At 55.2% G+C, this 20,382-nt stretch carries 19 protein-coding genes; 5 read left to right on the top strand and 14 right to left on the bottom strand.

Annotated elements, in window-relative coordinates:
* Positions 1-135 precede the first annotated feature (135 nt).
* The 3 genes from EHV15_RS13295 to acpS form a co-directional block, all read right to left on the bottom strand.
* Positions 136-1,023, bottom strand: a complete 888-nt coding sequence (locus EHV15_RS13295) for an AraC family transcriptional regulator (RefSeq protein WP_128631634.1) — start codon at positions 1,021-1,023, stop codon at positions 136-138.
* Positions 1,024-1,917: 894 nt separating this feature from the next.
* Complete coding sequence (gene mutY / locus EHV15_RS13290) at positions 1,918-3,354, bottom strand: A/G-specific adenine glycosylase (protein ID WP_128631633.1); 1,437 nt, start codon at positions 3,352-3,354, stop codon at positions 1,918-1,920.
* Positions 3,355-3,366: 12 nt separating this feature from the next.
* Complete coding sequence (gene acpS, locus EHV15_RS13285) at positions 3,367-3,759, bottom strand: holo-ACP synthase (protein WP_128631632.1); 393 nt, start codon at positions 3,757-3,759, stop codon at positions 3,367-3,369.
* A 656-nt stretch (positions 3,760-4,415) separates the two neighbouring features.
* Between acpS and EHV15_RS13280 the strand changes: the two genes are divergently transcribed.
* The gene (locus EHV15_RS13280; protein ID WP_128631631.1) at positions 4,416-5,327 is read left to right on the top strand and encodes an AraC family transcriptional regulator; all 912 of its coding nucleotides are present in this window, start codon (positions 4,416-4,418) and stop codon (positions 5,325-5,327) included.
* Positions 5,328-5,414: 87 nt separating this feature from the next.
* Here the strand turns inward: EHV15_RS13280 and EHV15_RS13275 are convergent, their stop codons facing one another.
* The 4 genes from EHV15_RS13275 to EHV15_RS13260 are packed head-to-tail and all read right to left on the bottom strand — an operon-like array spanning position 5,415 to position 8,874.
* Entirely contained in the window at positions 5,415-6,191 is a 777-nt protein-coding gene (locus tag EHV15_RS13275) for a VOC family protein (RefSeq protein WP_128631630.1), read from the bottom strand.
* Positions 6,188-7,003: a pyrroline-5-carboxylate reductase family protein gene (locus tag EHV15_RS13270; RefSeq protein ID WP_128631629.1), complete on the bottom strand. Its 816-nt coding sequence runs from the start codon at positions 7,001-7,003 to the stop codon at positions 6,188-6,190. The genes EHV15_RS13275 and EHV15_RS13270 overlap by 4 nt, the downstream gene beginning before the upstream one ends.
* 18 nt (positions 7,004-7,021) lie before the next feature.
* Complete coding sequence (locus EHV15_RS13265; RefSeq protein WP_128631628.1) at positions 7,022-7,846, bottom strand: MetQ/NlpA family ABC transporter substrate-binding protein; 825 nt, start codon at positions 7,844-7,846, stop codon at positions 7,022-7,024.
* 2 nt (positions 7,847-7,848) lie between these two features.
* Positions 7,849-8,874, bottom strand: a complete 1,026-nt coding sequence (locus tag EHV15_RS13260) for a uroporphyrinogen decarboxylase family protein (RefSeq protein ID WP_128631627.1) — start codon at positions 8,872-8,874, stop codon at positions 7,849-7,851.
* 195 nt (positions 8,875-9,069) lie between these two features.
* Here EHV15_RS13260 and EHV15_RS13255 point away from each other — a divergent pair, with 195 nt between their 5' ends.
* From EHV15_RS13255 to EHV15_RS13245, 3 genes are all read left to right on the top strand, one after another.
* A complete protein-coding gene (locus EHV15_RS13255; RefSeq protein ID WP_128631626.1) occupies positions 9,070-10,134 on the top strand; it encodes a methionine ABC transporter ATP-binding protein in 1,065 nt (354 codons plus the stop codon).
* Positions 10,128-10,787 carry a methionine ABC transporter permease gene (locus tag EHV15_RS13250; RefSeq protein WP_128631625.1) on the top strand — a complete coding sequence of 220 codons (660 nt, stop codon included), beginning with the start codon at positions 10,128-10,130 and terminating at the stop codon, positions 10,785-10,787. Before EHV15_RS13255 ends, EHV15_RS13250 begins: the two co-directional genes overlap by 7 nt.
* 87 nt (positions 10,788-10,874) lie before the next feature.
* Entirely contained in the window at positions 10,875-11,483 is a 609-nt protein-coding gene (locus EHV15_RS13245) for a 3'-5' exonuclease (RefSeq protein ID WP_128631624.1), read from the top strand.
* Between the two features lie 65 nt (positions 11,484-11,548).
* On the opposite strand, the gene EHV15_RS13240 is transcribed toward EHV15_RS13245, so the two are convergent.
* The 7 genes from EHV15_RS13240 to EHV15_RS13210 form a co-directional block, all read right to left on the bottom strand.
* The gene (locus EHV15_RS13240; RefSeq protein WP_128631623.1) at positions 11,549-12,748 is read right to left on the bottom strand and encodes an ABC transporter permease; all 1,200 of its coding nucleotides are present in this window, start codon (positions 12,746-12,748) and stop codon (positions 11,549-11,551) included.
* On the bottom strand, positions 12,745-13,434 hold the full coding sequence (locus EHV15_RS13235) for an ABC transporter ATP-binding protein (protein WP_128631622.1): 690 nt from the start codon (positions 13,432-13,434) through the stop codon (positions 12,745-12,747). The genes EHV15_RS13240 and EHV15_RS13235 overlap by 4 nt, the downstream gene beginning before the upstream one ends.
* The gene (locus EHV15_RS13230) at positions 13,431-14,498 is read right to left on the bottom strand and encodes an efflux RND transporter periplasmic adaptor subunit (RefSeq protein ID WP_246061533.1); all 1,068 of its coding nucleotides are present in this window, start codon (positions 14,496-14,498) and stop codon (positions 13,431-13,433) included. Before EHV15_RS13230 ends, EHV15_RS13235 begins: the two co-directional genes overlap by 4 nt.
* Positions 14,499-14,530: 32 nt before the next feature.
* On the bottom strand, positions 14,531-15,166 hold the full coding sequence (locus tag EHV15_RS13225) for a Yip1 family protein (RefSeq protein WP_128631620.1): 636 nt from the start codon (positions 15,164-15,166) through the stop codon (positions 14,531-14,533).
* 215 nt (positions 15,167-15,381) lie between these two features.
* Positions 15,382-16,191 carry an ammonia-dependent NAD(+) synthetase gene (gene nadE / locus EHV15_RS13220; protein ID WP_128631619.1) on the bottom strand — a complete coding sequence of 270 codons (810 nt, stop codon included), beginning with the start codon at positions 16,189-16,191 and terminating at the stop codon, positions 15,382-15,384.
* A gap of 113 nt (positions 16,192-16,304) precedes the next feature.
* Positions 16,305-16,739, bottom strand: a complete 435-nt coding sequence (locus EHV15_RS13215; protein ID WP_128631618.1) for a BrxA/BrxB family bacilliredoxin — start codon at positions 16,737-16,739, stop codon at positions 16,305-16,307.
* Between the two features lie 194 nt (positions 16,740-16,933).
* Positions 16,934-18,634, bottom strand: coding sequence for a two-component system sensor histidine kinase NtrB (locus EHV15_RS13210; RefSeq protein ID WP_128631617.1), 1,701 nt, complete (start codon positions 18,632-18,634; stop codon positions 16,934-16,936).
* Between the two features lie 190 nt (positions 18,635-18,824).
* On the opposite strand from EHV15_RS13210, the gene EHV15_RS13205 reads away from it, so the two are divergent.
* Positions 18,825-20,105: a BaiN/RdsA family NAD(P)/FAD-dependent oxidoreductase gene (locus EHV15_RS13205; RefSeq protein WP_128631616.1), complete on the top strand. Its 1,281-nt coding sequence runs from the start codon at positions 18,825-18,827 to the stop codon at positions 20,103-20,105.
* Positions 20,106-20,382: the final 277 nt, after the last annotated feature.

Raw genomic sequence — 20,382 nt, 5'->3', positions numbered from 1 at the left:
CGTTATACGTCTGAAAAGTTACGATATTTTACTGAAAGTTTAAAAATTAATATTGATTTGACGTGAGTGAAATTATGGATGTTATGTTCATGTTACTTTCATGGAAATCTGAAAAAGAACTTTGGGTTTTCAAATTTACGGATTGGCTTTGCTGCGGATGCGGGCGTGTTTCGGGGACATGCCGACATGCTTCCGGAATAAATGATTGAAGTTGGACAGGCTGCGGAACCCGCATTCCATGGCGATGTCGCTGATTTTTAGCGGGGTCGTTTCCAGCAGCGCAAGCGCATGCTCCAGCCGAAGCTGAATGAGGTATTCGAGCGGGGGCGTGCCGACGGCCCGGCGAAAAATATCGCTGAATCGGGACGGGCTGAGATAAGCGGACGCGGCCAGTTCCTCCAACGTCCAGGGGTGGGCGACCCTTTCCTCCATGGCGTGAATAACCCGGCGCACCTTTTCCAACTGCATGGAGCCGATCTCCGGCCTGCACTTGCTCGCCTCCTCCGAGCGAAAGTGGCGGTTCACGCAGGACAGGAAGCGCAGCAGCGCGGCATGAACCATGGAAACATAGGACCGCTGCTCCCGCTCATGTTCCTCCTGCATGGACTGCAGCAACGCGCGCAGCTCGCCGATATACGGCGAAGTCCGGTCCAGCAGATTCGTGAAGTGAACGCCCATATCTTTGAACGGGGAAAGAATTTCGGGGTCGTACCGGAGACTGCCGGCGAACCAGGACATGTCGAATTCAACGACCAAAATGACCAGATCCCGCACCTCATAAGCACAGTGCAGATCGTTGGAATTGATCAGCAGGATGTCCCCTTGCCGGAACTCGAACGTTTTTCCGTTGATGATGTAATAGCCGCAGCCGGATTTGATATAGTTGATCTCCAGCACGTCATGCCAATGCAGCTTCTGGTAATGGACGTTGACCCCAATCGTTTCCGCGATGAAAAAAGGGTATCTTTTGTCCAGCAATACTTTTTCTCTAGGGATCGCGTCCCCCGCTCCAGCTAATTTCACGATTCGTTCACTCCTTTGCTCATACTGACCTGTTGCTCACAAATATTCGCAAAGCCGATCCTAGCTGCCGATTTTACGTATAATATACCATTAAAGAAACAGGCCGGGTATAAGCACTAGGTAACAGCAACCGATGAAGATGCATGATATTGCGGCACTAGATTGCTGCGGCGGAAGATACCAGTGATCCGGGATTCGGTGGCGGAAGAACTCTGCGGTGCGAGATACGGTAGGGCGCGGCTTTTGCGGTGCGAAATTCGACGGCGGGAGATTCGATGGGGCGAGATTGGCGACGTGGGATTCGGTGGGGCGAGATTAACGACGTGGGATTCGGTGGGGCGGGGCTTCTGCGGTGAGAGACTCGGCGAAGTGTGATTTCAGTAGCGCGAGACTCTGTGACGCGAGATTCGGCGACGTCAGATTCGGTGGGACGGGGCTTCTGCGGTAAGAGACTCGGCGACGTGTGACTTCAGTAGCGCGAAACTTCACGAAATGCAAAAGTGCATGCGATTTTTGTCGATAATCCTCGAAAAAGGCTCGTCAAATGCAAAAGTGCAGTCCATTTCCGGCCAAAATTCTCTTTTTTATCAAATAGCCCCTATTCAAATGTACTTTTACATCTCACACACTCAAAATAGGCAGGTTACGGGAAAATGAGATGCACTTTTGCAGTTGAGTTAATCCGCCAAACTATTGGTTCCTTCCAAATGGAACATGTATTGTGGTACCCTACGTGGGTTCGTTTTCCCTGTATCTGTCTCTCTCGCATGTGCTGTTCGTTACATTTTCGGAACGCTTGTTTTTGAGCTCTTAGCGTCTCTCGAGTCCGTTAGCCACGTTTCAACGTAAAAAGAAAACCGCACCCAGGTATAACCCCCAAAGTGCGGTTTTTGCCTATACTTGTTTAAAATACCGGTTCAATATCCGCAAAAAAACGTTCGGAAACGCCAGGCTCTCCATGTCTTCCCGGGTAATCCAGCGGTATTCCGCGGAGTCTGCGGCCAGATCGAAGCCCTCCTGCCTTGTCCCGCCTCCGGACGGAGATGCCGCTCCCGGCGCAGCCGTGTCCGAAGACGCGCTCGCTGCGCCGGCCAAAGCCAAAGGAGCTCCGGCTTCATAAGCCGCGGCGGTCTCGGCGGCGAATAAGGCGGCCGAACCGGCTTCCGCCGGATACTGCGCGGCTTGATAGGTGCTGGCAGTCCCGGCACTGGCGGCCCCGGCGTAGGAAGTCCGGCCGTTCGCGGCCCCGGCGTTGCCGCCCGCACCGTTTTCGGCCCCGCCCTTCATGGCCCCACCGTTAGCAGCCCCGCCGCTGGCGGCCTGGCCGGCAGTGGTCTCCGCGGCGAACCGGAACACGCGGAGGTTCCAGTGAATGTGGCTGAACGTATGCTCCGCGTTCATCCACGCTTCCCCCGGCCGCGCCGGCACACCTGCACCGGCCAGCGCCACCGCCAGCCGATCCATCGCCGGGCCGTCCGGCAGCCCGGCGCCTTCGCCCGGCACGGCGTCGGCCGGGATATGGGGCAGCTCCCACATCCGTGCGAGCAGCCCCGTGTCCGGCCGCCGGCGCACGAGCACGCGGCCCGCCAGCGCCCCGCCGCCCTCCACGAGGGCGACGAGCCGGTATTCCGGCCGCGGCGGCTTCGCCTTGCTCTTCACCGGCAGGCGCTCCTCCGCGCCGGCAAGCCGCCCGGCGCAGCGGGCCATGACCGGGCAAATCAGGCATTGCGGCGACTTGCGCGTACAGACTAACGCCCCTAGCTCCATCAGCGCCTGATTAAAATCCGCGGCCCGGCCCTCGGGGATCAGCTCCGCCGCCAGCTCCTCCATCAGCGTGCGCGTCCCGGTTTTCATGATATCCTCTTCGATCAGGAAATACCGCGACAGCACCCGCATGACGTTTCCGTCGACGGCCGGCTCGGGCCGGTTAAAGGCAATGCTCATGATCGCCCCCGCCGTATACGGGCCGACTCCTTTCAATGCCGACACGTCGGCCTTGTTGTCCGGCACAACCCCGCCGTGCCGCTCGACCACCTGGCGCGCGGCCGCCTGCAGGTTGCGGGCCCGCGAATAATACCCGAGCCCCTCCCAGCATTTCAGCACGTCTTCCTCCGGGGCTTCCGCCAAATCCCGGATCGTCGGAAACCGCTCGATAAACCGCTGAAAATACGGGATCACCGTATCCACGCGCGTCTGCTGCAGCATGATTTCCGAAACCCAAATATAATACGGATCGCGGTGTCTGCGCCAAGGCAAATCCCGCTTGGAGCGTTCATACCATTCCAGCAGCTCCGTACTAAAGAAAATTTTGTTTTCTCTGCTCTCCTGCATCTGGCACTCCTTCTATTCCACGCGTTCCACCACGGCAAAAGCGGAAGCCAACTGCCGCTCATGCGTGATGCTCAAATGGATCGTATACCGGCCATGGCCCGTTAACCCCAGCCGCTCCCAGGCTTCCGGCGGCATAAATACGCACGGCTTGCCGCTCGTATCCGGTAAAATCTCCATGTCCGCAAACCCAAGCGTCCTCCCGATACCGCAGCCAAACGCCTTGCTCACCGCTTCCTTGGCCGCGAAACGCCCCGCCAAAAATTCCGCCGGACGCGCGGCTTGCCCCGGCAGCCGCCGCTCGGCCGCAGTCAATATGCGCCGCGTCAGCCGCTCACCGCTCGCGCCGCTGAGCATACGCTGAACGCGGCCGATTTCAACGATGTCATGTCCGATACCGTATATCAAAACGTTTCCCTTCTTCCCTATGCATCACGGCATATGCAGGGCTTATCCCTGCACAGCCGCCACTCACATTGTAACAGGGAAGCCGCTCCGGCGCGAGTTCGGCAGGGACAAAACAGCGCCCGCCGCGTCCCTATGCGCGTAATGGCACAGGTGTTGCCCACGAGCACAAGTACGGTACGATCCCGAAAACTCCCCCGTCTCGCCTCCCTCGGACTAGCCCCGGCCATTTCACTCTTGCTATTCTTATGGACGGTAGGAAAAACTGCAAAAGTTAGCTTGTTTAAAAACTCTGGCGAAAGCATAAAGGAAAAAAATACCGTTATTTTAGCGATAGTATCCACTTCGAGAGAAATAGGGGAAATTTATACCGTTATTCTCCCGAATCATAAAGAAAAAGCCACCTTGCGCACCGTTCATAGGAAAATAAGGACAAAAAATTCCGCTAATGGGATTGATCATGTTCCAATCAGAAAAATAAGACCATAAAGTTCCGCTATCGCAGATGAACCACCTTACTTCCCGATCGTTTTACTAGATTTGTTGGAGCAGGGCCGTAGTTCTGTCCCCCCTCCCTGTTTTGCGGAAAGCAAGAATGATCAAGAAGAAGCGGCGCCCCCCGTTTATACTAATCACATAGACCGGTCTGGAGGATGTTCATGAACGCTGTCAGCACTATTAAGCAAAGCATCGATTATATTGAAGAGCGGCTCGGCGAAGAGTTAACGCTAAGCAGGATCGCCAGCGCGATGTTTTACTCCGAATACCATTTTCACCGCACTTTCTTGTACTTTGTCGGCGACACGGTCACTTCCTATGTGCGGAAACGGAGATTGTCGAAGGCGGCGGAGCTGCTGACCGAAACCGATTTGAAGGTGCTGGATATCGCGCTGCGGTGCGGCTTCGGCTCCCATGAGGTGTTTACCCGGGCGTTCCGGAAAATGTACGGCATCCTGCCGACGGAATGCCGGAAGCTGGGCCGTCCGCCGTTTCTCGTGCCGCGCGCCGCGCCTGTTCTGACCTTCGATGCGCAAATAACCAGTGATTGGGGAGATCAAATCATGCAATACCGTATCGAACAACTGCCCGCCATGCGGATTTTGGGCTACGCGATGCAAAGCTCCATCGTGGAAGGCAAAAACCATGACGATATTCCGGCATTTTGGCAAACATACATACAAGAGCGGCTCGGAGAACGGATTCCCGGGAGAAAAAATCCAAACGTCGAGCTTGGCGTCTGCTCCCCTGCCGACGAAGACGGTACCTTCCAATATATCATCGGCTTTGAAGTGGACGAAGCGGCCGAGGTTCCGGAGGGCATAACGGAATATCTCATTCCGGCGGCTACTTATGCTATCTTTACAACGCCACCGGCCGGCGAGGAAAATTTCAGCACATCCATCCAAACGACCTGGGATGAGATTTTTGCGAACTGGTTCCCCGCATCCGGTTACGAGCAGATAAACGCCCCCGATTTCGAATGGTACGATGAACGCTGCTACCCGAAGGAAGGCAAGCAGATCGACATTTACATTCCCGTCCAGCCGGCGAATTCCAAGTCCGAAGCCTAAAGGGCCAACAACGCTAGCAAAACAACAAAGAGTCTGCCTCATAAGCCGCTATGGCTATACGAGGCAGACTCGATATTTTTCATTAACTTATGCCGGCAAAAAAACAAACTGCGCTGCGCCGATTTCCAGCGTCCTGTTCTGCAAATCCGGCGCGTTGGTCTTAAAAACAAGCTGCGTTAACCGCTCCGCTTCCCCCCGCTTGAACAGAAACGACTTGTCTCCGATCCCAAGCTCGGCCGTTTCGCCGCCGGGCGCCGATTCCAGCAACGGCAAACCGAATAACTCCTGCCAATGAGCGGCTGCCGCCGCCGGATCGGAGACCGTAAACACGGCCCTTTGAATGGCCACTTCTCCGGCGGGGTGGTCTTTGATGACCCCTGTTGCTTTCAGCCCCGACAAACGCTCCGCATCCGTACCGTTCCATTGCAGGATAAATGGATAAGGCAAACCCCGGTAGTGTCCGTCAATTGTAAACATCCGCCATTCGATCCAATTCCCTTGGGCATCGAGCCTCCGGCCGTCCAAAATCGGCGAGAGGTCAAGACCCTGAGCCCGTAAACGGGATGCTAACCCATCGATATCGTCCGTACGCAGCGCAACCCGGCTGAACGCTTGGCGGGCAGGCAGCTCGGATAAAGCGTCGCGCACGACCGCGTTGGGCGAGTCGATTTTTTCCGCAAGCTCCCGATCCTCAATCCCGAGAAATTCAATATAAGTTAATCCGAAATAACTTAGCGCATTATACGTTCCCCAGAACTTGTGGGAGCCGCCTTTAAAAGCGGCCAGCCCCCATTTCGCAAACGCCTCGACCGGCGTCTCCAAATCGTTGACGTATTGCACAGTATGGTCCCATTTCAACATCATTGGGACACTTCCTTTCCGAGTTCCGTAGTCCGTCTGACCGCCGTCAGCACGCTTCGCTGCAAACCGGCGGCAAAATCGCTGCGGTTCAGTTCGTGCAATGCGTTAATGCCCACGCCGCCGGGGGAATTGTTGATATCGAGAAGCTGGCGTGGATGCAGCCCGGTATGCCGCAGCATCGCCACCGCGCCTTCAACATTTTCCAGTGCGATCTGCCATGCCTGTTCTCTCGGCAGTCCGGCCAGCACCCCCGCATCGGCAAGGGATTCAATGAAATAATAGACATAATTCGGCCCGGCCACCCCGTAACCGGTAAAAACGTCAAGCAGCGCTTCGTCCACCACCTGCACTTTGCCAAACCCGCCCAGGAATTCTTCCACCTGGGCAAGTTCAGCATGTTCATTAAACGCCACCCCGCTGTATCCGAAGCCGGTATCCGTGAGCGTGTTTGGAATAACCCGGACAACGGAGCGCTCGGGGCCGACATAACTTTCCAGTTTGGCTATGGTCACGCCCGCCACGATCGATACGATGACGCTGTTCCGGCCGGCAAATTCGCGAATCGTCCTGCCCACGCCGGCCAAATCGTCCTGAGGACGCACGCCAATCACAATCAGCTCGGCATCCTTCAGCGCTTTGTCCGGTTCATCCGGCCCCTGTATACGGTATGTCTCACTTAAATAATGCACGCGCTCCTCCCGAATATCCGCCACGCTGATCAGATGAGCCGGCACCGTCCCACGGCTGACAAGCGCCCGGATGATCGCTTCGGCCATCTGCCCTCCGCCGATGAAATGAATGCGTTGCTGCGCCATTTTACATTACCTCCTCTTTTAATTGTTCTCCCATGCCGCCGGCAAAATAAATCCGTCATACTTCTCCTGAGACTTGATGTACTCCTCGAACTCCGGGGATTCATACGCGGCTTTAAGATCTTTCGCCCATTGCGTATTTTCGTCGGCCTTATTTATAGATACGATAATCTTGTGCTGTTCCGGCGTGTTTTCGATTTTCAAAGCCTCGGTAATTTTCCGTTTCGCATTGGCAATGTAGTTGCCGTTCACCACCCCGAAATCGACATCCTTCAGCGATACCAAAATTTGCGCCGGATCCAGCACCCGAATGTCGATCGCGTATTGCCCCGGTGATACGCTGTTCAAGTTGAAGTCGGTCGTGCCGGCATTTTCGGCCACCTTCACCCAGCCCAGCTCCTCCAAAATCCGGACGGCGCGCTCCTGATTCACCGGATCATTGGGAACGGCCACCGTGCTGCCGTCCTTCACTTCGTCCAAAGACTGATGCCGCTCGGAATACAAGCCTTGCGGCGCGCTGGGAGCAAACGTGATACCGATCATGTCCATGTGCAACTCGTCATTGATCCCTTCCATGTAAGCGGTGCTCTGGAACACGCTGGCATCGATAGAGCCCTCCTGCATCGCCGGATTCACCTGCATATTCTGGGAAAATGTCTTGATATTCACCTTGTAGCCTTTTTTCTCAAGGATCGGCAGGATGCCTGCCCGGAATTGTTCCTCATAGGTTCCGACGCCGAAACCAACCGTAATCTCCTTTTTGTCTTGACCGGCGGTGTTTTGTTTGCCGCAGGCGGATAACACCAACAATAGTCCGATCAATAATACAGCCGCAAATTTCTTCATGGTTACAACCCCTCTTCCAGTGAATTGCGCAATTGGTATAAAGCGTCATCCGTCGCATTCACCGGCACCGCGCAGTTTGGCGCCAGCAGGAACGGCTTGCCCCGCATCAGCAACAGCGCTTCGCGGGCCTGCGCGCGGACGCGTTCAAGATCGCCGCCGGCGAACAAGGCATGGTCGATCCCTCCCACCTTGGTTGCACGGAGCGGAGCATCCAAACCGGCGTTGCCGGCAGCATATGTATCCCAACTGATCCCCTCGATCGGATAATCGTTAAACCGTTCAGGCTGGGAAAAAGCTCCGCAAGTATGCAGGATCCGCTTGCCGAAACTTGCCGCTTCGAGCACGATGTGATCATAAGGCCTTGAGAACTCGTTAAAAGCGGATTCGCCGAATAATCCCGGATGGGCGGTTCCCGTCACCGCGTAAAAAATGCCGTCAATCCCGATCATGCCAAGCTCCTCCACATACTCCGCCAAAGTTACGGCAATAGCGTGCAAAGCGCGGTGCACCCCGGCCCGCTGCCCGCCAAATAGAGCTTCCAGCGGAACGGGATGTTCGCTGCCGTAAACCGTATCGTTCACGTAAGCCGACCTGCCCGCCAGGAACAACAATACCGTTAGCGGCGAGAAAACGGTTTGCGTCAGCGGCGTATCCGTTAGTCCGGCCCGGATCAGCCGGGCCGCCTGAAGCTGCTCCGCCAGCGGGGCCGATTCCGCCGCGCGCCGCGGTTCAACCCGCCAGACATCGGCCGCCTCCCGAATGGCCGCCGCGGTCTGTTTGGGAAACACCGTGCGGTAATCGCGGAAATCGTAGCTGTTTCCCCATGTTTCCGCGTAATAGGTCGCGCGCGGATTGATCTTGACCCAATCCCAGGCGAATTTCCGCGTAAAAGCGATCGTGGCTTCCGCCAAGTCCCCGGCATTTTGTTCTTTATCCAAGAAATGATGCCAGCCGCTGACAATCGGGCGATCCGCCGTTTCGCCGGACAACAGGGCCTGAAATCGAGCCGTTTTGTTCCAGTTTGCCATGTCGTTGTTCTCCCCTCCAGCAATTCCGAGTTAACAGGTTGGATAAGTTTAAATCATACTAGCATACCAAAAAGTTTGGCGTCAATGTGATTTTTAATTGACTTCGCTTAATTCATGGCGTTATATTTTTAAAAATACTATAAAGTTCATCGGAAAAGTATACATACAAGCATCATGGAATCTGGAGGGCGCTAAATGATTCAAAAAGCATTGGCAGGACTGCAAACGATTGAGATCAGAGATGTTTATAAGGTTTTTGAACGTAAAGGAATTTCCAGCACCGCGCTGCAAGGAGTTAGCTTAACCGTTGAAAAAGGGGATATTTTCGGCGTAATCGGCTACAGCGGAGCGGGGAAAAGCACGCTGGTCCGCTTGGTCAATTGCCTGGAAAGGCCCACCAGCGGGCAAGTATTTGTTGAAGGACAGCCGCTTGATTCCTTAAATACCGAGCAATTGCGGGCTTTGAAGAAACGGATCGGCATGATATTTCAGCATTTTAATTTGCTGGAGTCTAAAACGGTTTACCATAACGTGGCCATTCCGCTCGTCCTGCAAAAAAAACCGAAGCAGGAGATCCGGGAACGGGTCAGCGAACTGCTGGAATTCGTCGGTCTTGGCGACAAAGCCGCAAGTTACCCAAACGAATTGTCGGGCGGCCAAAAACAGCGGGTCGGCATCGCCCGCGCGCTGGCCTCCAATCCGTCCATTTTGCTGTGCGACGAACCGACCTCGGCGCTGGACCCGCAAACAACGCAAGCGATTTTGCAACTGCTCAAACGAATCAATGCCGAATACCAAATTACGATCATGATTATTACGCATGAAATGGCCGTCATTCAGGAAATTTGCAACCGCGTTGCCGTTATGGAAGCCGGCCGGATCGTTGAACAAGGCACCGTACTTGACGTGTTTGGCAGCCCGCAGCACGCGACGACCCGCAGCTTCGTGCAGACGGTCATTCACGACCGCCTGCCGCAAAGCGTAAAAATAAGCCTTAGCCAAAAAGCGGAGAAATACCGCTTGTTTAAGCTGGGATTCGTCGGAGCCGCCGCTTCCTCGCCGATTGTCAGCAGGCTGATCCGCCAGTTTGCCGAAGTGGAAGTAAATATATTGTTTGCCTCGACCTCCGAAATTCAAGACACGACGTTGGGGAGCATGATCCTGCAGCTCCAAGGACCTTCCCGCACCATTGATGAAGCGGCCTGTTTCCTTCATGCGCAAGGCGTTCAAATCCAGGAGGTGACCGATATCGTATGTTAAGTACAACCATTACCCTCGACCAATTTATGCAAGCCATTTATGAAACGATCTATATGGTCAGCGTCTCCCTGCTGCTGGGGGCATTGCTTGGCATCCCGCTGGGCATTTTGCTGGTGGTAACGCGGCCCGGAGGTTTGCTGGAAAACAAAGCCGTTTACTCGCTGCTTAATCCGATCATCAATATCGTCCGTTCGCTGCCGTTCATCATTTTGCTGGTAGCGATCATCCCGTTGACCCGGGCGATCGTCCAAACTTCCATCGGCACGAACGCGGCCATCGTTCCGCTGATCATTTATATTGCCCCGTATATTGCGCGGCTGGTGGAAAACTCGCTGCTGGAAGTAAATCCAGGCATTTTGGAAGCGGCGGAAGCCATGGGGGCGACGCCTGCGCAGGTCATCTGGCATTTTCTGCTGCCGGAAGCGTTTGGTTCGCTTATTTTAAGCCTGACCACCGCTACGGTCGGACTGATCGGCGCAACCGCGATGGCCGGAACGGTTGGCGGAGGCGGTGTTGGGGATCTGGCCATTTCATACGGATACCAACGTTTTGACGATGTGGTGATGGTGGCTACGGTCATCGTGCTCGTTCTGTTCGTTCAGGGGCTGCAATCACTTGGCAACTGGCTGGCGCGAAAAGTAAGGCGCCGCTAGTTCTTATCCTCATAGCGTACATTCTATTTGCCTCCTATACTATTTAAGTAAAGTCTGATATACCTGATTAATAGGGGGGATTTACCGGTGAATTTTACAGCCATTGATTTTGAGACCGCCAATACAAGCCGTTCAAGCGCCTGTTCCCTTGGGCTGGTTCAAGTTAGAAATGGAGTGGTTACGGGGGAACATACCTGGTTGATCGATCCGCTTCAGCCGTTTGATAGGATGAATATCGCGATTCATGGAATTACTCCTGCCATGGTGGAGGGACAACCGACATTTGCAGAACTTTGGCCAATTGTGGAGCCGCTGCTTCAAGGAGAGATCGTCGTGGCCCATAATGCCGTTTTTGATATAAGCGTGCTGCGCTATTGTCTGGATGCCGGGGAATTGTGTTATCCTGATTTTCAGTACTTATGTACATACCGCATTGGAAAAACGATGCTTCGAGAATTGCCTTCCCATAAACTAAATATCATCTCCGAGCATTTCGGCATCAGCTTCAATCATCATGATGCACTGGATGACGCCAGAGCATCCGCTTATATTTTATTAAAATTAATGGAGCAACAACAGCAGGCCGACCCGCTCCAGCTTGCCATTAGTCAAGGTTACAATCCTGGAACGATGCATGCGGGCGGTTACACTCCTTTTAAAGCTTTGCCAAAAAAACAGCAAAAAGTCCGACAATAAAATGAAGCCCTTTTGCTCCCCCGTTATCCGGAAGGCAAAAGGGCTTGCTTCTTGCCGGTAAAACATTACTCATAACGCAGCGACTCGATCGGATGCAGCTTGGACGCCTTGTTGGCCGGGTACAAGCCGAAGAAAATGCCGACCGCCGCCGAAAATCCAAAAGCCAGCGCCATCGCCCAGACCGAGACGACAAAGGGCCAACCCGATATCAAGGAAAATACGAAAGCGGCAAAAAGCCCCAGCAGCGCTCCCATCGTCCCGCCGATAAACGACAATATCACCGCTTCGATCATAAACTGCAGCATGATGGTGCCCGGCGTCGCGCCGATCGCTTTGCGGATCCCGATCTCCCGCGTCCGTTCGGTGACCGACACAAGCATGATGTTCATGACGCCGATCCCGCCGACCAGCAGGGAAATGCCGGCGATCGAGCCGATGATCGTCTGCAATATCGAAAACGTGCTGGCCACCATCTGCTCGGCCTCTTTGGCCGTTTGCGAAATGTACGCGTCCGGCTTAACGTTTTTGCGTTCGGCAAGCCACGATTTGATCGTTTCGATCGTCTCGTCCGTGCGGTCGGGAGAAGTCGGCAGCACCTCGATCGAACTCAGACGGTCTTTAAATTCTTCTTTATCGGCAGGCATCGTAGTGATCGGGGCATATGCCGGATACAACTCCCCATTCATGCCGCTCATAAGGCTCTCCTGCTGCTTATAAACACCGACGACCCGATGTACGCCGGAGGATAACGTCAATTTCCGGCCGATCGCCCCTTGGGGGGAACCGTAAGCCTTCTCCGCGTATTTCGCATCGATCACGATCACTTTCTGCCGCGCCCGCTCTTCCTGCGCGTTAAAGAACCGGCCCGCAACCAGATCGATTTTTTGCAATTTAGGCGTCTCCGAAGTTGTTGCGGTAATGCTAAAACGCAAATCTTCCTTCTTAAATTTGGCGGTCGTGTAATACGAGGCCGAGGCCGCTACATAACGAACCCCCGGAAGCTTGCGGATTTCCGCCAGCTCCCGCTGCCGAATATAAACATTGTCGTCAGGCTCTCCATTCATATAACTCGGATAAATGACCAAGTACCCGTCCTCATAGTTCGAAACTTCCGACATGATCGAGGTTTGTCCGGCCTGCCCGATCGAAACGACCGTTACGACGGCGGCGACGCCAAACACGATGCCGATCATCGTCAGGAAGGAACGGAGCTTGTTCATCCGCAGATTGTCCAACGCGACAAGGATGCTCTCCCAAATGCTCATGTCCGTCCACTTCCTTTACGTACATCGCTAAGCACCTTGCCATCGCCAAACGTAATGATCCGTTCGGCATGTTCGGCGATGTCGGGTTCATGGGTCACGAGGACGATCGTTGTCCCCTCCGCATGGATTTCCTTGAACAAGGCCATGATTTCGTGGGACGATTTCGTATCCAGATTGCCGGTAGGCTCGTCGGCCAGCAGGATCGGCGCGTTCATCGTCAAGGCCCGGGCGATCGCCACCCGCTGCTTCTGTCCTCCGGACAGCTCGTTGGGGCGGTGCTTCACCCGCTCGGCCAGGCCGACCTTTCCAAGCAGCTCCAGCGCCCGCGCATTTCGCTGTTCGCGGGAAGTCCCGGCGTACATCAGCGGCAGCGTCACGTTCTGCAGCACGGTCTGGCGGGCCAGCAGGTTGAAGCTCTGGAACACGAAGCCGATTTTCCGGTTTCGCACCTTGGCCAGTTCTTCCTCGCTCAGCTCCTGAACCTGCTGCCCGTCCAATTCGTAGCTTCCCGCCGTCGGCACGTCCAGGCAGCCGATGATGTTCATCAGCGTCGATTTGCCGGAACCGGACGAGCCCATGATCGCCACGAACTCCCCCTTTTCGATGCTCAGGTTCAGCGGCATCAGCGCCTGTACTTCCAAGGGGCCGTTTTTGTAGATCTTCGTGATATCCTTTAGCGTAATCATGAGGTCTTCACCTTATCGCCATCCCGCAGCGAATCCGCCCCTTCGGTTACGACGACGTCGCCCTTGGCGGCGCCGCTGACGATTTCGATCTGCTCTTCGCCCTCCTTGCCCGTCGTAATCGGCGTCTTGACGGCTTTCCCGTCCGCAACCTTGTACACGAAGGCCTGTTCCCCTTCATATTGCACCGCTTCAATGGGCACCAGCAGCCGCGTTTTGTCGGGAATTTCGATTTCCAACGTCACGTTGTACCCGGCGCGGAGCTCCGGCGAAGGCTTGGTCAGGTCCACCGTCATTTCCACGGAGGCATCGTCCGAATCCGCTTTGGTTTTTCCGGCAACCGGCGCAAGATAGCCGATCGTCCCCTCGTACACGCCTGCAAACGACTCTCCCGTCACGACGGCTTTCATGCCTTGAGACACCTTGCCGGCGTCCAGCTCGCTCAGCCGCGCTTTCGCTTTATAGCCGCTGATATCGGCCAGCGCCGCAATTTTGCTTCCTTCGGCCAGCAGTTGCCCCGGGTCGGCGGCGATTTCGGTCACGACGCCGTCCGCGGTCGCCTTCACCGTCCGGTCGGCGAGCTGCTTTTCCAGCGAAGCGATCGTAATCCGGGTGCTGCGAATCTTCAGGTCATAGGAGGATAAGTCGAGCTCGTCCACTTCTCCGTCCGGGGATTCGTTTTTGATTTTCTTGTAGTCCTCAAAATGCTGCTTCTTGGCCTCCAGCCGCTCCGCCTCGGTCAATTCCAGATTGATCCGCTCCTGCTCCAGCTGGTCCTCGACTTTATCCATAGACAAAGTGAGCAGTGCTTGTCCCTTCTTTACCGTGTCGCCCTGCTTCACCTTAACGTCTTCGACAACTCCGTTGACCGGCGCATACACGTCCGCAGTTTCTTTGGGCTCCAGCGTGCCGTTTGTATAAATTTGCTCCACGATCGAGCCCTCTGTGACCTCGGCCGTTTTGACCGCGGCCGCCTTATTCAAACTGGCCATATTGACGACGACCAGCACGATCACGACCAGTCCGAGCAAGGCCCCCCAAAACCATTTTTTTCGAAACAAGTCCATCACCTATCCTATGTAATTATAATTTCGGCAAGTTATACCAGCAGTACCGATCCTAACGTGAAAATGAGCCAAACGGCCGTAATCCAGATCGCAATCGTCTTGCGCGGGCGTTGCATCATGACGGCGGAACCGATCACGTACAGGATCAGGCTCCAGATGCTGAACGGATCCAGGATCGACAGCAGTTTATACAGTTGGCTTGATTTATCGGCGACAAACGCCCCCAGGCTGAGCGACATATCGGTTACGGACTGCACGTCAAGCACGCGGATCAGGATGCCCGTGATGAGTCCGCCGACGATGCCCGGCAGCGCCGCATACGAGGCGACGGAAACGAACTGCATGTACTTGCCCTCCCCGCGTACGATCAGGTTCAGCAGCAAGAGCAGCAGGGCCATCACAAAAATCATGGCGACCGACATAACCCCCACCGACACGTAACTCGTTACTTGAGTCGTCGCCATTAACGTCTCTACCATCGCCGGGTCCAACTGCTGTTGCTGCAGCGCTTTCCGCATTTCGCCCTCCATCGCCGGCATCTGCAAATAAGTAACGATCACCGACGCCACCAGCAGCACGATAAGCGGTAAAATCCACGCCGTTCTGCTCTCCTTCACCCGTTTGAACGTAGCTTCCGGGGATACGAAAACCGTAAATAAATTTTTCAAAATTTACTCCTCCCTCTTCTTTCTCTCTCCATTATTGCATTGGCGTTTTTAATACAGCTGTAACAACTATCATGTATACATACGAAACAAAGCAGGCATAGATTCATTTTTTTGGCATTATGCAGCCCGCAAAAAAAAAGCCAAGCAAAGGGACTATAATTAAATTCGTCCTCTTTAGCTTGGCTTCCTGCAAGCGCACAGGCCGACCGGTAACTTTAAATCCCCGGAATCGGACTGCGCTTATGCTCCGTTTTCAAATAGAACGATTCCAGCCGTTCCCGAATGGCCGGATCAACCTCTTTGCCTTCCAGATAATCGCTGTTGTCTTCGTAGCTGATCCCAAGCTCCTTCTCGTCCGTCTGGCCTTCCCACAGCCCGGCGGTCGGCGCTTTGTCCAGCACGCTCTGCGGCACGCCAAGGCGGGCGGCGAGCTGGCGAACCTGCCGCTTGTTCAGGGAGCTGAGCGGCGTAATGTCCACCGCGCCGTCCCCCCATTTGGTGTAGAAGCCGGTGATCGCTTCGGATGCGTGATCGGTGCCGACCACCAGCAAATTCAATTCAAAGGCGAGCGCGTATTGCATCACCATTCTCGTCCGCGCTTTGACGTTGCCTTTGCCCTGCGGGCTGAGATGGCGCGATTTGCCGATATTTTTGAGGCCGTGCTCTACCTCCAGCGCGATTTCGTCCACGGCTTCCTCGATGTTCGTCTCTGCGGTATGTTCAAGTCCAAACGCCTTGGCCACCTCGTAGCTGTGCTCAATGTCTTCCTGCTGTCCGTAAGGCTGGAACACGCCAAGCGTCATGTAAGTCTGGCCGGTTTCCCGGGTCAGCTCATCGGTCGCCTGTTTACACAGGCCGGCCGTCACGGCGCTGTCAATGCCGCCGCTGATGGCGATCAGCAGACCGGTCGTCCGCGAACTTTTCACATGCTCCTTCAAAAAATCGACGCGTCTCCGGATTTCCGCATCAACGTCAATGGCGGGCTTTACGCCCAAACGCTCAATAATTTCCTGCTGCAAACTCATCCTCATCCCTCCACTCTATATGTAAAACGCCCCTGCGGTAACGGATTTGAGCCGAACCTCGGGGCGTTGCGGCGTTAGGCGGATAGCCTTGCCGCGGATTGCAAACATGTCTGTTACCGGCAGAAGCGGTCGAACGCGCTGGTCAGATCAGCGGCGATTTCCTCGGCCGAGCGGTCTTCGATTTGATGGCGCTCGATGAAATGCACCAATTCCCCGTCCTTCATCAGCGCGATAGAAGGCGAGGACGGCGGATACGGCGCGAAATATTCGCGGGCCTTGGCGGTCGCTTCCTTATCCTGCCCGGCGAACACCGTAAACAGATGGTCCGGCGTCATGTCGTGCTGCAGCGCCTTCGCCACGCCCGGACGGCATTGGCCTGCCGCGCAGCCGCAGACGGAGTTCACGACCACCAAAGCGGTTCCTTTCGCGCCGGGCAGCTTCTCCTCAACATCTTCCGGCGTCCGCAATTCCTGAACCCCCAGTACGGTCAATTCGTCTCTCATCGGTTGAACCATGTCTCTCATATATTGGTCAAATGACATAGACATTCAAATCACTCCTTGTGCATACGAAATAAGTGGCACCCGCAGCCTGCAGTACCTGTAGCCCCGGCTGCCGGATTATATCTATTATACATTCATCAAGTTGGAAAGCAAAGCCACTGCGCAAGATTACCCCCGCGTTTGCCGGCCCGTTCCTGACGGGGGCTGCCCTATCGGAACGATTCCTTTCGTTTTCCCCCTTACGCCTCGGCGAACGGAAAAAAGACCGTAAACACCGTTCCTTCCCCCTCCTCGGAGCGAACGCTGATTTTCCCTTGGTGGCGCTCGACGATGCTGAGGCATAAGGCCAATCCAAGCCCCGTCCCCTTCTCTTTTGTTGTATAAAAGGGCTCGAACAGCTTCTCCCGCTGGCCGGCCGGTATTCCCGGACCCGTGTCGGCAACAAGCAGTTCCACGCCGGAATCGCCCAGCCTCGTTTCCAGCGTCAGCTGCCCTTTTCCGTCCATCGCTTCCATACCGTTGCGCGCCAAGTTCAGGATCAGCTGCTTGATCTCCTTCACGTTCAGCAGCAGCACCGGCACCTGCTCATCCAGTTTGACCTCGATCGTCTGTCCGCGCAAATTGGCGTCCGCCCACAATAAAGGCGTCAGCTCCATGATGATGTCGTGCAGATTGTACTGCTCGTTTTCCACCGGGCGGTTTTGCGCCAGCGAGAGAAAATCGTTGATGATCCCGTTGGCCCGGTCGAGCTCCTCCAACACGATCCGGTAATAATGGTCCAGATTGGACGGGCTCTTCTCCCGCATCAGCTGCAGAAAGCCGCGCACGACGGCCATCGGGTTGCGGAGCTCATGCGTAATGCCGGCCGCCATTTGTCCGACGAGGCTCAGGCGTTCGACGTGTCCCCGCTCCATGCGAAGCTTCTCCAGTTCCGTGATGTCCTGGACGATCGCCACGGCGCCGATGACTTCCTGGCTTTTTAAGATCGGCGTAGTGCTGGTAAAATAAATATAGTCATCGCTTTGCAGCAGCTCGGACGTTTTGGTTTTTCCCGCAAGCGTGCTCTCCACCCGGGAAGCGAGCTTGCCGATCGGCAAACCGCGGAGGACGTCCTCCGGCTTGCGGAAGATCAGGTCCTCGCGGGCCGCCGCTACCTCGTCATCGTTGCGGTACATTCTGTATAACTGGAGAAACGTATTGTTTATCGATATAATATACCCTTGCTGGTCCAGCAGGACGATACCAAGCGGCGCGGCGTCCATCATCTGCTGCAGCCGCTCGGCCTCGCGGAAATATTCGCGTGAGAGCTCCGTAACCCGCTCGCGGAGTTTTTCTTTTTCCAGCGCATTCTCCACCATATGGACAAATAAACTGCCGACCACTACGGCAACGCCTGCGTTAACAAGAGTGGAAATTAAAGCGCTTAAATCCGAAAACATCGGTAAGCTCCCCGTTAGGAACGGAGATGCTCCGATCATCAGCTCGCCGCCCGTGAAACAAAGCGAAAGGATTGCAACTTTGCCGCGGCGGCCGGTCTTTTTGAAATAACGGGAGGCTAAAAATACAAATGGGTAAAGCGGCAGCCCCGTCTCCAATACGATTTCGGCCAAGGTATGGTTTATTGTGTACAACGGATAGATTATAATATGAAGCGCCGCAAGGACGGCCCCGCTCCGAAATCTGCCGTATAAAATGAGCGCAAACAGCGGCAGTATTCCGAAATTAAGAGGAACGGTGTCCCACAGGCGGCAGGCGAACAAGGCGCAGAGCAGCATGCTGAACATGCACGTGAACGTCAATCCCTGGACGTATGGCACACGTTTGGCAGCAGCGCCGATTTTCAGTAAATGACAATTTCTTTTTTCATACGACAACGGAAACAAAAACGCAGGCAAGCTGGCAATGAGCACCTGCAACACGATTTCTTTTACAGCCTCCACGTTCTCCCTCCTCAGGCGGAAGAATACCATTATAGTTCGATTAAAACATAGGCGACAAAGTTTTACAATAATGCTTGCTTCAGAAAAATATAAATTATTTTAGGGGACAGGTGGATGCGCCCCGCTGTGTTGCATCATTTCAAGGGTTTTGAAAATAAGTAAGAAAGTACAAACGGAAGGGAGCGACGGCATGAAAAAGTACGACGTGATCGTCATCGGAGGAGGACCGTCCGGGTTAATGGCGGCGATCGCCGCGGCCGAACAAGGCGCGAATGTGGCCCTGCTCGATAAAGGGGACAAACTCGGACGCAAGCTTGGCATTTCGGGGGGCGGCCGCTGCAACGTGACCAACAACAAGGAAATCGACGAACTGATCGCTTATATCCCGGGGGGCGGCCGTTTTTTGTACAGCGCCTTTTCGCTGTTCAGCAACCGGGACATTATCGCCTTTTTTGAGAACTTGGGGATCGCCCTGAAGGAGGAAGACAACGGAAGGATGTTTCCGGTGTCGGACAAAGCGAAGACGGTGGTCGACACGCTGATCGGCAAAGCCCGCTCGCTTGGGGTGCGGCTGCTCGTCCATCATCCCGTCGGCGCAATCGAATACGGGACGGACCGGGTGCGCGGGGTGAAGCTGGCCTCCGGCGAAACGCTGCTCGCCGCCTCGGTCATCGTGGCAACCGGCGGAAAATCGGTGCCGCACACCGGTTCCACCGGGGACGGATACCCTTGGGCCACCGCCGCCGGCCATACGATTACCGAGCTCTACCCGACCGAGGTGCCGATCGTTTCCCGGGAGCCGTTTATTCAAAGCCGGGAACTGCAGGGCCTGTCGCTGCGCGACGTGGAGCTGTCCGTGCTGAACCCGAAAGGCAAACCGGCCGTTTCCCATCGGGGGGACATGCTGTTCACCCATTTCGGGCTGTCCGGCCCGATCGCTTTGCGCTGCAGCGGGTTTGTCCGGGGCGTCAAGCAGAAAAACGGGGGAGCCGACGTCACGATGGCCATCGACCTGTTTCCGGGCGAAAAAGCCGGCGAATTGGAAAGCCGCCTGCGGCAGATGGCCACGGCGGAGCCGAAAAAAGCGCTGAAAAACGTGTTTAAAGGAACCTTGCCAGAGCGTCTGCTGCCGCTGCTGTTCGAGCGCGCCGGTCTGGCCGCCGATACGACTTTCGAGCATCTGCCCAAGGAGCCCTGGCAGCAGTTTGTCGCCGTGCTCAAAAACTTTACGCTTAAGGTCACGGGAACCCGCTCCTTCGAGGAAGCGTTCGTCACCGGCGGAGGCGTCAACCTCAAAGAAGTCGATCCGCGGACGATGGGCTCGAAGCTGATGCCGGGGCTGTATTTTTGCGGCGAAATTTTGGACATCCACGGCTATACCGGCGGTTACAACATCACGGCCGCCTTCGCGACCGGCTACACCGCGGGGCATCACGCCGGGCTGACGGCGCTGGAGAGCGGAGGAAGCTAAGCCTAGTAGATCGAACCGGACAGTCTACATCCAGTAGGGCCAATCCTTACGGACCTCAGTGCCGTTATTTAGATGAAATCAACAGTTTTCAAAATGTAACGGACACCACAGACCTTATTCGGCATTTGGGAGCACGTATCCGGCCTTTTTCAAGCAAATAAGGGCTCCTCTGTCCGTTAAAAATTAAAACGGCGTCTTTTCAGGCAAATAAGGGCTTTCAGGTCCGTTAGCCTTCTTGCGGTCAGATCTGCCGTCACCAACGTTCATGATTTCAGGG

Origin of the sequence: Paenibacillus oralis (assembly GCF_003863965.1) — a bacterium.
Lineage (GTDB): Bacteria > Bacillota > Bacilli > Paenibacillales > Paenibacillaceae > Fontibacillus > Fontibacillus oralis.
The sequence above is the reverse complement of the archived record's forward strand: the minus strand, read 5'-3'. Positions and strand labels throughout refer to the sequence as shown.